At 33.3% G+C, this 13,513-nt stretch carries 14 protein-coding genes; 3 read left to right on the forward strand and 11 right to left on the reverse strand.

Annotated elements, in window-relative coordinates; all coding sequences use genetic code 11:
• Positions 1–14: 14 nt before the first annotated feature.
• Together Q0820_RS08545 and Q0820_RS08550 are read left to right on the forward strand one after the other, a co-directional pair.
• Positions 15–1,211: an acetate kinase gene (locus Q0820_RS08545; protein WP_298486974.1), complete on the forward strand. Its 1,197-nt coding sequence runs from the start codon at positions 15–17 to the stop codon at positions 1,209–1,211.
• A gap of 53 nt (positions 1,212–1,264) precedes the next feature.
• Entirely contained in the window at positions 1,265–1,435 is a 171-nt protein-coding gene (locus Q0820_RS08550; RefSeq protein WP_298486975.1) for a hypothetical protein, read from the forward strand.
• Between the two features lie 415 nt (positions 1,436–1,850).
• On the opposite strand, the gene Q0820_RS08555 is transcribed toward Q0820_RS08550, so the two are convergent.
• From Q0820_RS08555 to Q0820_RS08595, 8 genes are all read right to left on the reverse strand, one after another.
• Complete coding sequence (locus tag Q0820_RS08555; protein ID WP_298486976.1) at positions 1,851–2,645, reverse strand: cation transporter; 795 nt, start codon at positions 2,643–2,645, stop codon at positions 1,851–1,853.
• 86 nt (positions 2,646–2,731) lie between these two features.
• On the reverse strand, positions 2,732–3,523 hold the full coding sequence (locus tag Q0820_RS08560) for a DUF4138 domain-containing protein (protein ID WP_298486977.1): 792 nt from the start codon (positions 3,521–3,523) through the stop codon (positions 2,732–2,734).
• A 16-nt stretch (positions 3,524–3,539) separates the two neighbouring features.
• On the reverse strand, positions 3,540–4,472 hold the full coding sequence (gene traM / locus Q0820_RS08565) for a conjugative transposon protein TraM (protein WP_298486978.1): 933 nt from the start codon (positions 4,470–4,472) through the stop codon (positions 3,540–3,542).
• Positions 4,462–5,079: a conjugal transfer protein TraK gene (locus tag Q0820_RS08570; protein WP_298486980.1), complete on the reverse strand. Its 618-nt coding sequence runs from the start codon at positions 5,077–5,079 to the stop codon at positions 4,462–4,464. Before Q0820_RS08570 ends, traM begins: the two co-directional genes overlap by 11 nt.
• Positions 5,080–5,112: 33 nt before the next feature.
• The gene (locus Q0820_RS08575) at positions 5,113–5,955 is read right to left on the reverse strand and encodes a hypothetical protein (RefSeq protein ID WP_298486981.1); all 843 of its coding nucleotides are present in this window, start codon (positions 5,953–5,955) and stop codon (positions 5,113–5,115) included.
• Complete coding sequence (locus tag Q0820_RS08580; protein WP_298486983.1) at positions 5,955–6,536, reverse strand: conjugal transfer protein; 582 nt, start codon at positions 6,534–6,536, stop codon at positions 5,955–5,957. The genes Q0820_RS08575 and Q0820_RS08580 overlap by 1 nt, the downstream gene beginning before the upstream one ends.
• Positions 6,537–6,546: 10 nt before the next feature.
• Positions 6,547–8,946 (reverse strand): TraG family conjugative transposon ATPase, encoded by a 2,400-nt coding sequence (locus Q0820_RS08585; protein WP_298486984.1) that lies wholly within the window; start codon positions 8,944–8,946, stop codon positions 6,547–6,549.
• Positions 8,947–9,218: 272 nt separating this feature from the next.
• Positions 9,219–9,506: a hypothetical protein gene (locus Q0820_RS08595; protein WP_298486989.1), complete on the reverse strand. Its 288-nt coding sequence runs from the start codon at positions 9,504–9,506 to the stop codon at positions 9,219–9,221.
• Between the two features lie 165 nt (positions 9,507–9,671).
• On the opposite strand from Q0820_RS08595, the gene Q0820_RS08600 reads away from it, so the two are divergent.
• Complete coding sequence (locus tag Q0820_RS08600; protein ID WP_298486991.1) at positions 9,672–10,319, forward strand: N-acetylmuramoyl-L-alanine amidase; 648 nt, start codon at positions 9,672–9,674, stop codon at positions 10,317–10,319.
• Here Q0820_RS08600 and Q0820_RS08605 read toward each other — a convergent pair.
• From Q0820_RS08605 to Q0820_RS08615, 3 genes are all read right to left on the reverse strand, one after another.
• Positions 10,305–11,045 carry a hypothetical protein gene (locus tag Q0820_RS08605; protein ID WP_298486994.1) on the reverse strand — a complete coding sequence of 247 codons (741 nt, stop codon included), beginning with the start codon at positions 11,043–11,045 and terminating at the stop codon, positions 10,305–10,307. The genes Q0820_RS08600 and Q0820_RS08605 overlap by 15 nt on opposite strands.
• A gap of 192 nt (positions 11,046–11,237) precedes the next feature.
• Positions 11,238–12,170 carry an O-methyltransferase gene (locus tag Q0820_RS08610; RefSeq protein ID WP_298486995.1) on the reverse strand — a complete coding sequence of 311 codons (933 nt, stop codon included), beginning with the start codon at positions 12,168–12,170 and terminating at the stop codon, positions 11,238–11,240.
• Complete coding sequence (locus Q0820_RS08615; RefSeq protein ID WP_298486996.1) at positions 12,163–13,509, reverse strand: ATP-binding protein; 1,347 nt, start codon at positions 13,507–13,509, stop codon at positions 12,163–12,165. Before Q0820_RS08615 ends, Q0820_RS08610 begins: the two co-directional genes overlap by 8 nt.
• Positions 13,510–13,513 lie beyond the last annotated feature (4 nt).

A 13,513-nucleotide genomic window follows, 5' to 3' on the forward strand; every position in this document is an offset into this window, starting at 1 on the left:
TTTAAATTTAATTAATGAACATATTAGTAATTAATTCAGGTAGCTCTTCCATTAAGTTTCAACTTATACAAATGCCCGCTGAAAAAGTTTTGTGTAAAGGTTTATTAGAACGTATAGGCTTAGAGGATAGCATTTTTAGTTATAATAAAGGGAGTTCCTCTCATAAAGAAAAAACACAAATACCTAATCATGGTGTAGGACTTGATAAAATTTCTCAATTTTTATTAAATCCCTCCCAAGAATTAATTTCATCTGTTTCTGATATTGATATAGTGGGACACAGAGTAGTACATGGCGGCAGTAAATTTAATGCCCCAACAAAGGTTACACCAGAAGTTTTAAAAGAAATAGAAGCTTTGTCTTTTTTAGCGCCATTACATAACCCTGCTAATGCAGAAGGGATTAGAGTTGCTATGAATGTATTTAAAGATGCTGAACAAATTGCTGTTTTTGATACTGCTTTTTTTCAAACTTTACCAGAAGTAGCATATACCTACGCTATTCCCAAAGATATAGCTCTTAAACACAAAATAAGAGCTTATGGTTTTCATGGTACAAGTCATAAATATGTATCTGAAAAAGCAAATTCAATTCTCAAAAAAAAACAAAGTAAAATAATTACAATACACCTTGGAAATGGCTGTAGTATTACTGCTGTTAAAAATGGAAAAAGTATTGACCATTCTTTAGGTTTTAGTCCTACTAATGGTTTAGTAATGGGTACTCGCTGTGGAGATATAGACCAATCTATCATTTTTTATATGATGGAAAATTTAAATCTTACAGGACAAGAAGTTAGTGACATACTGCAAAAAAAAAGCGGCCTTTTGGGTCTCACAGGACATTCTGATCTTCGTGAAATTGAAGAAAAAGCAAAAGCAGGAAATCCTGATTGTATTCTTGCACTAAAACTTTCTGCATATAGAATTAAAAAATATATTGGCTCCTATATTACTGTACTTTCTGGAATAGACGCTATTGTTTTTACTGCTGGTATTGGTGAAAATTCTAGCACGTTAAGAAAATTAATATGCGAAAGTCTAGAATGTTTTAATATACAATTAGATAAGGAAAGTAACAATCTAAAAATAGATGGTATTAGAGATATAGGCTCCGCATCTAGCAGTACTCGTATTTTAGTTATACCAACGAATGAAGAACTTGAAATTGCCAAACAAAGTTATTCGTTATCTAATATTATACCCAAATAGAGAATGATTTACATGATTTAAAAACAGAGTGTTTTTACAATGGAAGACCCGAGGTGCCAATAAAAACATTTCCTTTAAGGGGTATAAAAGATTCTCCGCCTTATTTACATGACGGCAGGTTACCAACATTAGACGATGCGACAGAGTTTTTTAATATAGTTTTAGAATTAAGATTAACAAAAAAAGAAAAAGAAGCTATAACAGCTTATATGATGTTCCTTTAATAGGTTCTCAAAAAAGTTACATCTTTTATACCGTTCAATTTTATTCTAAAATATTACGTAGTTAGTAACTTTTACATTTTCTCGTATGTAAATAAGTTGAATTTGTATCAACTTATTTTAGGACGGAACAATGGTTAAAATTAAAAAAGCCTTTAAATCAAAAGATTTAAAGGCTTTTTGTCGGGGTGGCAGAACTAACAGTCATTCCCTATATCATTATAAATCAAAAAGTTACTTTGATTTTTTCAAAACAGGTAACCGAATAGGTAACTTTTGCTTTGATTTTATTTCATTTTGATAGGTAAATATATGAAATTTAAAAAGACGCAAAAGAGTTCAAACTTTGTGATTTTTTAAAATGGTAAATACATTGATTAGATTGGCTTATAGCAAATACCACTACTCTATTTCTAAACTATTTACTTAGCTTCAATATTCGAAAGGCACCTTGAATTACTAGAATGAAGACTATAGTTCCAATAATCAAATCAGGTTTATTGGAACTTAACCAATTAACCAGAAGTCCAGCTGTTATAACTCCCAAATTAATAATCACGTCGTTTGATGTGAAAATCATACTTGCTTTCATATGTGCCTCTTCTTTATTCTTCGACTTTTGTAAAACGTAAAGGCAAATTCCATTTGCAATGAGCGCAAAAATTGAAACGATAATCATTGTGGAGAAGTCGGGTAATTTCTCTGTTCCAAAAAACCTTCTCAAGACTTCTACAAAACCAATAATTGCAAGGGTTATTTGAAAGTATCCAGCAATTCGCGCAATTCTTTTTTTCCTGGTCAGGGTTCCTCCTACTGCAAACAAACTAATGCCGTAGACAAAACTATCTGCTAACATATCTAAACTATCGGCAACAAGTCCCATGGATTTAGAAATCAATCCTGTTGTCATTTCAATAACGAAAAAAGCAAAATTAATTCCTAGTACGGTCCACAATAGTTTTTTCTGGTCTGTATTATCTTTAAAGTCTGTTAGGTCGGTATCTTCAGTAGATACTTTTTTACCACCCAGGTTCAGTTCGAGAATCGATTGTTCAATTAGTTCGATTTCTTCATTATGGTATACAGTCAATTTGCGGTTAGGTATATCAAAGTCCAGATTCGCAATACTTGAAATTCCATCCAGTTTCATTCGGATTAGATTTTCCTCAGAAGGACAGTCCATTTTGGTAATTTCAAATATCGTTTTCTGCATTTGATTTGTTGAATTTAAAGCTAAAACACAAATTGTTGTATTTGTAACAAAGATACTTGAATTGCCCGAAACCGATTAATTGACAATTATTGAAGTACAGTCTCCATAGCCATTTTTCTACTCCCTTTCAATTCCTGTAATTCAATCATCAACTTTTCATTATCCCCTAAAACGAATTTAGGAAGAACATATACAAATCTATGAGATAGCCCTACTTTGATGGTATTGGGCATTTCATGCTTATAATCGGCTTGCATAAACAGTTTTTGATAGGAAGCCTTACGCTTTTTATTGCCGTTCACCCTGTAGACGTTTAAGTAATCTATCTCAAAATCGATTTCGGACTTGTTATTGATTTCTAATACTAGGTAAACTTCAGAACCATTATAAACCATCTCTTGCAACTGTAATTTGATACCTTTTCGTCTCTTAGTTGTGATAGAACCAGAATTTGATTTTAATAAATGATTACTGAATTTTTTGAAGTAATGTATCCTGTCAAGTGGTTGTGCTATCGGCTTCTGTTTTAAAATCAAAGGTCGCTCACTTCCGATACTTTCTTTTAATGAAATGAAATAGTTCAATTTCGATAACTGTTCTTTATACTTTAAAATATAGGAATAGACCTGACCATTTTTGGTTACGGTAAGCAAGTTGCTCTCGGTTCCTGGAGTAGCTTGCAGCAAACCAAAGTACTGTTCTTTTTCTCGGTTATAAGTAAATACAAAATTTGATGTTCCTGTGATACCTTGTCGAATTGGTTCGGGGAAAAATAAGGCAACATTTTTTTTCTCATTGGCATAAATTGTATCTAGTGATTGTTGTGCATTTACATAGTTTGAGCATATGGCTAGTATGAATATGATATATATTTTCATGATTAAAGGGTTTTAATTAATGTCTCTTAGAGGCTAAAATGAGTTGGTAATTATCGGTTACCGTAACTTTTACACTGCGATTATTACGTTGGAATATCCTTTTGATGCCACTTACCTGTGGCACTCCCACGATATTGATGTCATCCACAATATCGCCAACTACTTCTTGTCGAACTTCAGCTCTAAAGCTATTTTCAATGTAAATACCTTCACTTCCGTCCTGAAGGTCAAACGCATTTAACTTTACTGGTTTGTGATTGATATTTTCAATTTCTATAATGGTTCGATTGGGTTTAAAGCTCACGAAACCATAAATGGGTGTATTTCTTCGGACAGTATTACCATTGATGAGTGCATCTTTGGTCAAACGCATTTGCAAACGATAATTATTTCGAACTGTTTGTGTACCATCTACTCGTACATAAATGAAAGCATCAGTATTCTGGGCTACGAGATTTTCATTTTCCAATGGATTTGAAGCAAAAAACAGTTGATGTTCTAGTCCTAATTCTTTAGAAGTGATGTTTTCTTCTTTCATAGCTATCTTGGAAATAGAATCTTTCTGAAGTGGCTTTGGTTCAATTTTAACCTTGGGTTTTCTAAAACTCCTATCGGAATAACTGATACGTCCTTCATTGTAAATACTATCCACAATTCGCATCTTTTCTTTATCCAACAAATCGGGGTCATACACTCCTGTGGAATCCAAGAGACGTTCATCATAAATACTGGGTGCATTGGTCTGCCTAACTTCTTTCAGGTCGTCTAGAGCTTCTAATTTGGAATCATATTCCTTTTGCTCGCTACTCAATTCTGGAACTGGAATCTGATTATTTTCAATTGTTGGTTCTTTTTCATCTCCCAATACAATTACAGCGTAGGAACCAATGAACAGTACTACGCATAAAATAATGGCAGCAAATACTATTTTATTCTTTTCAATTTTCATAATCTTCTAGCTTTTTCAGTTTGTTTTCAAAAAAGTTGGTTATCAATAATCCGTGGGTATTGTTAGGGAAGTTTCTATCCACATGGATAATGTTTCCTGACGTGACCAATTCATAAATGTCGATTGTCGACCCACGATTGATTTCAAAAATGACAATGGTCTCAAATCGATACGGTTCTTGTTGAATGTCGATTGTCGATTCAATTTTCAATACCTTTTGCACTAAGGAGTATTGTAATAATCGATTGTAAACGCCATCAGCTTTTTTCTGTCTATACAATGCATCCACAGAACTATTCCCCAGCCATAAAGCTTTCTCTAGGTTCTTTTCATAGTTACTCGCATCGATGTGGTAGAAATAGGTATGGAACAATTCTAAGTGTGATAATACTTCTACTTCCAAGTTTTCATTTTGCTGTACCATTTTAATGGGAATGACACTTCCATCCGTATTGACAACAAACGCATTATTCACGGATTCTTTGTGAAGTTTTATGACCATGAACACTGAAACTATACAGACTAAAACTGTTCCTATTACCACGGACAAAACGATGAATCGATTCAAACGAAGTACTTTGTAAATATTTTGATATGGTGTTTTCATTTTTTAGTTTTAATTAGAATTGCCTAATGGGGATTATCCTCCACTAAAGAGTTTAAATACAAATGAGCTAGCTCTTCTATAAAGCTTAAATTTTAACAGTACAATGAAGCCTATAGAGCCAAATTGAAGCAATGGAGCAAAAAAGTTACTGCCCCAATCTGTACCAAATAAATCTGACCAAAAGTTGGTATTAAATTCTGTATAGAGATTGTTCACAAAGACATTTACCAAGAAAAAGGCAGGTACAAGCATATATACTCCTGCATATAATTTAAAGAAGTTATATGCCAAAGAGCGGAACTTTTCAAATACGGCAAGACTAATAACCAAAGGAAAAAAAGCTTGCATGATACCTAACAAAAAGAAACGTTCTGCTAAAAACAATGGGTAGATAAATAAATCCAGTAACCATAGGAATATACCACCTATAAAAGCTAACATTTTTAACCCATATAAGGGTGTGACTAATGCTTCATACAACATGGCCATTGCTTTTTTGGCGGCTTCCAGTGCGCCCACATCCTGTTCCAAATCAATATCTTGCATTTGTAACGGGAGGAGCGCTGGAGCCGTGTCTCGGTATTGGGTTTCGATAGCCACTAGAATAGTATCAAAAAAACTCAATACCTGTGTTGAGAAAATGACCAGGATAACCACCGCAAAATTTTTAGCCAGTTCGGCAGGGGTTAGTCCCCAGGTATACCCTTCATTGTTGGCAACACCTTCGTTATACTTTTTTAGGATATTGATAAGAAAGAACAGAATGGCTAGTGTCTTCATCCCAGTAATGGTATACTGGGAAAAGTCACTGTTTTTGATGGTTGTAAACACCGCATCAACATATTCCAATCCTATGCCCAAAAAAATACCTGCCATTAGTAATTGGTTTCCCTGTTATTGATTTTATCCTGCATTTCACGAAAGGCAATAATCTCACGATAGCGTTTGGTCTTGGCTTCAATTTCTGCTACCATTTCCTTAGATTGTAGTTCCATACCTTTCAAAACTTCAGCACGTTCGGCATCTGTCATTTTAAGATTGTTACTAGACAAAATCTGGTCGATATAGTCCAAACCTTCCAGTGAGCTTTCAATAATTGAATTAAAGGATTCTGAAACTTTGGTTACTTCATCGGGTTTGATATAGGGAGAATGCAGAATTTCCCGTAAATCATCCTGAACAATGCGGAATAGTTTTTGGTTGTTCTTTGCCAATTCATTCACTGCCTTTAGTTGCTTAATTACATTATTGACCTTTTCTATATTTTCTTTTTGAGTCTTTAGAAATTTTACTGTTTTTAGAAGTTGAGAAGTCTGTTTTGCAGATTCAATCAAAGACTTGGCAAAACTGATAAAGTTGGTATTATCATACACTGGCATTCCCTGGCCAGTGGCACGGGCAGGCAATAAAAAGATAATGGCTACTGCCAATACTAGAATTTTGATTTTGTTCTTCATGATTTTCGTTTTAAGAATTAATAAATATGTTGATGGCTTTTTCCATTGATTGGTATTGTTTGTAGAGTTTCATGATGCGCTCACTTTCCTTACCATCTGTGAGGTAAGCGGCATATACTTCTTTGGGTACTTCGAGACGGAAAATGTTGCTCTCTTTTCCAATCTTGATGAACATCTCCGTGTATTTTCTATCTCCTGTAAGGTTGTTGCGAATGGACTTTAATTGATTCAAATCGTGGCTCGACAGATTCAATCGCTTTTGAAGTTCTTCATACCCTTTTTCGTTCCTAAGACTATAAATGACCTGAGTATTCTCCAAAATACTGGCCGATGTGGAATTATTAGGCAATTGATTAATGGATTGTAGAATGATGCCGATAGCTCCATTTTGTTTTCGGATAGCTTGATAATAGAATTCCACGCTTTCCAGAACATTATCGAATTTGAGTTGTTTGGCAAACTCGTCAAATAGGATAATACCTCTTTCGGAACGGTTACGCCAAATGGTTCTTTGAATAGCTGATTTGATAAGTTTCAGCATAACAGAAAGGATTTCCTTGTTGTCCTTCACTTCATCCAGTTCAAAGACAATCATTCGCTTATCCTCAATTTTATAAGTCTGGTCTTCACTCACATTGAAGAGGAAGCTGTATAATCCATCATCTACATATTCCGAAAGGACGTGCAAGAAGTTGTAAACACTGAAATGCTCTTCCCTTATACTAAGAGCCTCTATGAGACTATCTTTTTTATCGTCTATAAATTGATACAAAGAAGCCAGTGAGTGATTTAATCGGACGTTTTTGTAATAGTGGAGGATTACTTTTTTAATGGCTACTTCCTTGGCTTTTGAAACCTGCTTGCCCTCAGCCAATAGTTCCAATAGGAAAATGGCTAGGTCTTCCAGTCGTTCAGGAGTTAAATCTGCTTCATTGGAAATGTAAAAAGGATTGATGCCCAAATTCTTTCCCTGCTCATATCGTAAGATGATATGGTCATTGGGATAGAGCTTGGCAAACTTGGAATAGGAACCTCCCAAATCGATAATGACTAATCGGACTTGCTGCTCAAAATATTGACGAAGTATATTATTAGCTAAAAAGGATTTGCCTTCACCTGTTGGGGCGAAAATAGCAAAGTTTCTGGCCTTAATGCGCTTCTTGTGCTCGTCCCATACATCTTTTAAAACTGGAATATTATATTGCCTATCATTGAAAATGATACCCTGCTCATCAGACTTATAATTGCTGTTGTTGATGTATAGGCATAGTGCATGTTTTAAATCGGTAACGTATAAATCTTCATTGGAGAAATTGGAACTGAAACAACAGTAAGAATTAAGGAAATAATGCTTTCGTTCTTCCCCTTTCGGATAGTACGGAACAATATCCAGCTCCTTAAACTCAGTCTTAATCTTCGAGGCAATATTTTTTAGCCGTCCGGCTTCCGGACACCAGAAAATAATGTTGAGATGCCCACGTATAATTCTTGAACTGTCGTCTTCATTAATTTTAGCAACAATAGCCTCAATTTTCTTTTGAATGACTTTGTTCTGTGTTCCGAAGTTGGAACTTTTATTGAGTTCTTCAATTTTTTTATCCAGAAGTTTTCTCCATTTGTGTTTGTCATCTAGGTAAATGATTTGGTTGATGATATGGTTTTCATTGAGGTTCAATCCCAATCCATCAATAAAACCCTGATGAAATACAAAATCATCTGAAGTGAATTTGTCATTGGTCTTACTGCTTTGTACCGAATCCCCAAAACAGAGTTCGCTATTTACTGCCAGTACATCAAAATGGTTCTCTCCAATTTCAATAGCAGATTTGTTGAGTTGAATATCAGTATCAAAACCTTCATTAAATCCATTAAAGTAGGCATTGCTGATGTTCATTATTTCTTTAGGATTTAGTGGTTTCAAACCAATTTTTCGACTGTTATTGATAAAGGAGACAGCATCGTTTACCGAAGTAATAAAATCCTGTACATTATGGTCTATTTGTTTATGGATGCCTTTTTCTACTTTGCGAAACGGATTAGTAAATTTTGAAGCGTTTAATGCTTTGTCTAAAGGAAGAGTAAAAAACAGATAGGACTCATGATATAAACATTCACGTCCTTTAAAATGTTTGTATGTAGCCTTCTCCAAGAAGCTTTTATTGGGAATATAACTGGCATCAAAATCGGTTTTCCTATAAATATCCTGTTTGTGGATGACGGTACTTGTTGGCAACGATTTGAATGCCTGAAACCAAGAACCATGGATGCCTTCAAAATCGGTTGAGGATAAGGAGTAGATTTCGGGTAAGTCTACTTTATAACACAATACCACATTACCATTATTGGCAAACACGATGTGTTTTTCTATACTTAAAATAGGATGGTATGCTGATAGATTAATTTTCTTCATAGTATAACTGACTAAGTTTTTTATTGCTGATGGTTTTCGGGAATACTTTCTTGAAATGCAGTAAAGCAGGATGTTTGGTCAGCTGCGTAAGTACCACAAATAGACCACCGTTGAAAATGAATACTGAAATGATGACTAAAAAGCTAAAGGAAAAAATGATGAACAATAACGAACCGATGGCTGATGTTATCATCAAGGCGAACAATGAAATGGGCAATCCCATAATCACTGCTCGCTTTCTAATATCTTTATAGATTTCGTAGCGTTTCATGTTACACTACGATGCCAATCAAATAAGTAAAGATGCCCACTACTGCACCTGCAATAAGCACGAATACCAAGACACGGGTAATTCCTTTTTTGAGGTCTGCATTCTCTCCAAAGAAGTGACCTGCATTGAAGAGGAAGCCTATTAGGAAGATTACTCCCAGAATTATAGGAAAGATGGCTCTTATGGTATCGGAAACATCATTAACGGAATCTTCAATACCTCCAATTTGGCCAAAAATGGTATTGGAAATGAGCAGTAAAAAAGCGGTCAGGAATAGTGATTTTTTCATGTCTAAATTGATTTAAAATTTGTTGTATTTCGTTGTTTGAAAAATACGCTATATTGAATACTAAAATACTGTAAGTCAGTATTTTGTGAATAAAATATTATTTATAATAGATTGATTTTCAATGATGTGATTTGGCATCAAATCGTATGAAAAATTGAAACACATATGTTGATAACTCCAAAACTTTTGAATCGCTCGACACTCAAAAACGTCAGTTTTGTGTTTTTACTGCTGAAAATGTGTTTGGTTTTTGGTCAGAAAAAAGTAGTTGTAATTGACCCTGGACATGGTGGAATTGATTCAGGTGCCGTTGGTGTAAATGGTACTTATGAAAAGGATGTTGTTCTAAAGGTTGCCAAAGCCATTTTGAAACTGAACAATTCCCTTATTGATAACGAATTGGATATCTATCTGACCCGATATACTGATACACTCATTTCTCTATCTGATAGAAGCCGATTGGCTAAAAGTTTAAAAGCGGATGTGTTTGTGTCGTTACATTGTAATGCTTCTCGAAATAATTCTAGGGGTATAGAGGTTTATGTGCATAATTCAAAAAATAAAAAGTCTATTGCTCTTGGTGTTTCTGTTCTGAATGAAAGCACCCAAAAGCTAGGTTTTGAAAAACGAGGTGTGAAGTTTGCCAATTTTCAGGTGTTGCGAGAAACCATTTCGTATTGTCCTTCTGTACTTGTTGAAATGGGGTTTATGACCAGTATAGATGAAGCTGATTATTTTTTGAAGCCTAAAAATATTAAGGCTATTGCGTTGGCTTTTTTAATTGGCATTATGGATTACTTAAATACTGGATAAAGGGTCAATATCATCTGCTTTTTGATAAGCCCATTTCAAATATTCTTTTCCTTCAGAAGTACTTAATTCATTGTTTGAATTAATTTTTTCTTCCAATGCTTTTAGATAAGTACGAATCTTTACAGCCTTCTCATAATTTTCAGCATCTGAAATCAGTTTTTCCAATTTTTCAGTTTCTATCGCCATTAACCTAGCTTTTTCAGCTTCTTGCTCCTTTAGGATTTTATCTTTTTCTTTCTGAATACGCTGTCTTTCTCTTAAATCTGCCCACTCTTTACTATCTTTCTCAAGATAATCATATATGACTTGTAGATAATCCTCTAAGCATTTGGTTTTTCGGTCAATCCATCCTTTACGTGCATGATACCCTATTTGAAATTCAAGCTTATCACTTTTCTCATAAGTTTCTGTACTATATCCTGATGAATTTTCAGTGCGCTTTCTGAAATACTTTTGCCTTAAATTTATTTCGGTAAGTTGGTCGTACATTTCAATATGACAACGGTCATATTCGTATTTAATACCATGTCCATCTGCTTCTAAGAGATATATTAAATCACTCATAAATTTTAGAGCTCTTGCTCTTAACTTTGGCTCTACGGAAATAGGCAAAAACTCGCCATTATATTTTTTCTGCTCTTCCCAACTCCTTCGGTCTTTTATTTTATCTAATCTTTTTAATTCGACTTTTGTTTTTTGAACGAGTGGGTGAAGTTTCTGTTTCATAATAACTTAGTAAGTAAATAGTTTTTACTTCGTCTAAGTTATTGTGAAAAATGAGATAAAATATCTGACTAGTAAGGAAATGAGAAAAGAATTAAAAATTTCAGCTTGTGACCTAATGCATATGCGAGAGGCAGGCAAACTGAAATTTATAAAAAAAGGGACTAGTTATTTGTATATTATGAAGAAGCTTAATTAAACCCTAACATCGTAAAAGTGTGGTATATATTTATAAGATTTTTTATATTTTCTTAAATCACTTTCACTGATAATATTCATTTCTATTAAATCTTCTTCTTTTTTATGCACCTTACTATTAACTAATTCAACTTCTTTTCTTGTCAAATTCGGAATTTCAATTTTATAAGAGCTTTCATCATCACTAAGAAAATCAAAATCATTTAAACTTAAGCTAGAAATATCAAAATCTTTAGATGCTATAATACCTCCAAAAGTATACATATTAGCACCCCTATATTCTTGGTATATCAAATTAAAAAGCTGAATAAATTTTAAATCAATATCTACTTCTGACCTATTTTTTAAAATTTTTGTAATATGATTAGATATCATCTTTCTAATAGTCTTATGATTATTAGCCGAAGAGAAATCTTTATTATTGATATCAAAAGGGACTAAACTTCCAAATTTTTCTTTGAATTTTTCTTTATCGTATTCTTTTCGAGTTTCATCGACTTTAAGCTCTTTATTACAAGTTACTATATAGATACTACCTTCTGGTAACTTACTAAATAAAGTTGTAATATCATCAAAGAAATAATTATCCAAAACTCCATCATAATCAAGCCAAATTAATGTCTTCTTATTTAAGTCAATCCTATTTAAAGCCGTTGTTGTCCTTTCTTTTAGTATCTCTATAAATGAGTAAGGAGAATTAAACTCTAATTTTTCTTGGCTAAAGCTACCTCCCTCAATACTAATCATGTCATCAATATGAAGTTCTTTATGGAACAACTTAAAATCAGCAAAGGAAAGCCCTCCAAGTCCAATATATTGATAATCTGAACCAAAATAACTACATATTCTTTGTAAAGAAGCTAGCATCATTTTTCTTTCTGTAAACTTAAAAGGTCTTACCTCATAGTTTAAGTATTTTGGACTATTCATCTTCCGCTAATTCTTCCATTTTTAAATAATAGTCAAAAATGTATTCACCTAATTGTTTAAAATTTGATGTCCCTGAATGATTTTTAGCCAAATCAGCTAACTCTCTATTAGCATTATAGGCAATTCTAACATAATCTTTCTTTTCAGCAATTACATCAATACTAATTTCTGGTGAAATAAACTTTCTCGGCTCTGCAACAGCAACAGTTTTTAATTCACTAACTACAATTTTATCTTCTTGTTCTCCTAAAATTTTTCTATAATCATTTGCTTCATTCCCCAACTTACGAACTTCTTTTAAAAAACCTAAAACCGAATTCATAGCCTCTCTCATAAAGAATAACACCTTCTTATATAATTCGGAAGTTGTATCAATTCCTTTTTTTGTCGTTGTTAATGGTAACTTTAAAGTATCATCTGAATCCAGAAACACCACCCCTTTAAACATTACATAATCTACATGCCATTTTGGAATACCAGCAGTATGCCACCCTGTTGCTGTGGTTTTGTCTTCTTCTAAAACTAGCCTGTCATTACAATAGATATACCAACCAGAGGTTTTTGGGTCTCCAACATGACTTAGACCTGCTGCTATTTTAAAGTTAACACCATCAATTGTTCCTTCATGTAAATAAGGCTTAGATTCTTCATTGAAAAGAACAATTCCTCTTTTTTCTAAGTCTTTTCCGTTTAAAGTAATTTTTAGCCCCTTTTCGAGGCTAAAATTTAAGAACCTTTCTATGTCACTTTCTAATTCATTTAAAAACTCAGTATCCTGAAAAATATTAGAAACCTCCGTTTTTAAATTTTCTACATGAATAAAGGTTCCACTTTGTTCTAAATTCACAGTTCCTTCATTTATAAACTGAAAATTAAAATTCCAATCTTCTATCTCCAACTCATTATCTTCTTCATCTTTAATAGTAGTTTTTTTGTTTTTCCATTCTTGAACGTTAACATCAATTTGAAAATGGTCATCTTCGGTTTTTGACTCTACTTCAAAATTCATCCCCATTTTAAAAAGAGCTCGTTTCATTCCGACACCAAACCTTCCTATTGAACCTGTATTTAAGACTATTTCATCAGGTCTTCCAAAACGAAATGCATATTTCTTTGCTGTTTCTAATGAAAATCCTCCACAGTTATCTTTAACAGTAAAGCTATTCCCATCTACATTTATATCAATATATAACCCTTCATAGTTATCTGGATTTATTGAATTAGCTCCATCTATAGAATTATCTAACAAATCTAGTATAGCATCTTTTATAGAAATATCACGAGTAATCATTTCTATGAAAAAAGTTTTGGTTGGATTTCCGTTTATTTGTCCTGCCATTTTT

Source organism: uncultured Maribacter sp. (genome assembly GCF_947495965.1).
Lineage (GTDB): Bacteria > Bacteroidota > Bacteroidia > Flavobacteriales > Flavobacteriaceae > Maribacter_B.

Bases quoted from the DNA above. Each gene is read 5' to 3' on its own strand.
- Q0820_RS08545 (WP_298486974.1), top strand. From the start codon at position 15: ATGAACATATTAGTAATTAATTCAGGTAGCTCTTCCATTAAGTTTCAA.
- Q0820_RS08555 (WP_298486976.1), bottom strand. From the start codon at position 2,645: ATGCAGAAAACGATATTTGAAATTACCAAAATGGACTGTCCTTCTGAG.
- Q0820_RS08560 (WP_298486977.1), bottom strand. From the start codon at position 3,523: ATGAAAATATATATCATATTCATACTAGCCATATGCTCAAACTATGTA.
- traM (WP_298486978.1), bottom strand. From the start codon at position 4,472: ATGAAAATTGAAAAGAATAAAATAGTATTTGCTGCCATTATTTTATGC.
- Q0820_RS08570 (WP_298486980.1), bottom strand. From the start codon at position 5,079: ATGAAAACACCATATCAAAATATTTACAAAGTACTTCGTTTGAATCGA.
- Q0820_RS08575 (WP_298486981.1), bottom strand. From the start codon at position 5,955: ATGGCAGGTATTTTTTTGGGCATAGGATTGGAATATGTTGATGCGGTG.
- Q0820_RS08580 (WP_298486983.1), bottom strand. From the start codon at position 6,536: ATGAAGAACAAAATCAAAATTCTAGTATTGGCAGTAGCCATTATCTTT.
- Q0820_RS08585 (WP_298486984.1), bottom strand. From the start codon at position 8,946: ATGAAGAAAATTAATCTATCAGCATACCATCCTATTTTAAGTATAGAA.
- Q0820_RS08595 (WP_298486989.1), bottom strand. From the start codon at position 9,506: ATGAAAAAATCACTATTCCTGACCGCTTTTTTACTGCTCATTTCCAAT.
- Q0820_RS08600 (WP_298486991.1), top strand. From the start codon at position 9,672: ATGTTGATAACTCCAAAACTTTTGAATCGCTCGACACTCAAAAACGTC.
- Q0820_RS08605 (WP_298486994.1), bottom strand. From the start codon at position 11,045: ATGAAACAGAAACTTCACCCACTCGTTCAAAAAACAAAAGTCGAATTA.
- Q0820_RS08610 (WP_298486995.1), bottom strand. From the start codon at position 12,170: ATGAATAGTCCAAAATACTTAAACTATGAGGTAAGACCTTTTAAGTTT.
- Q0820_RS08615 (WP_298486996.1), bottom strand. From the start codon at position 13,509: ATGGCAGGACAAATAAACGGAAATCCAACCAAAACTTTTTTCATAGAA.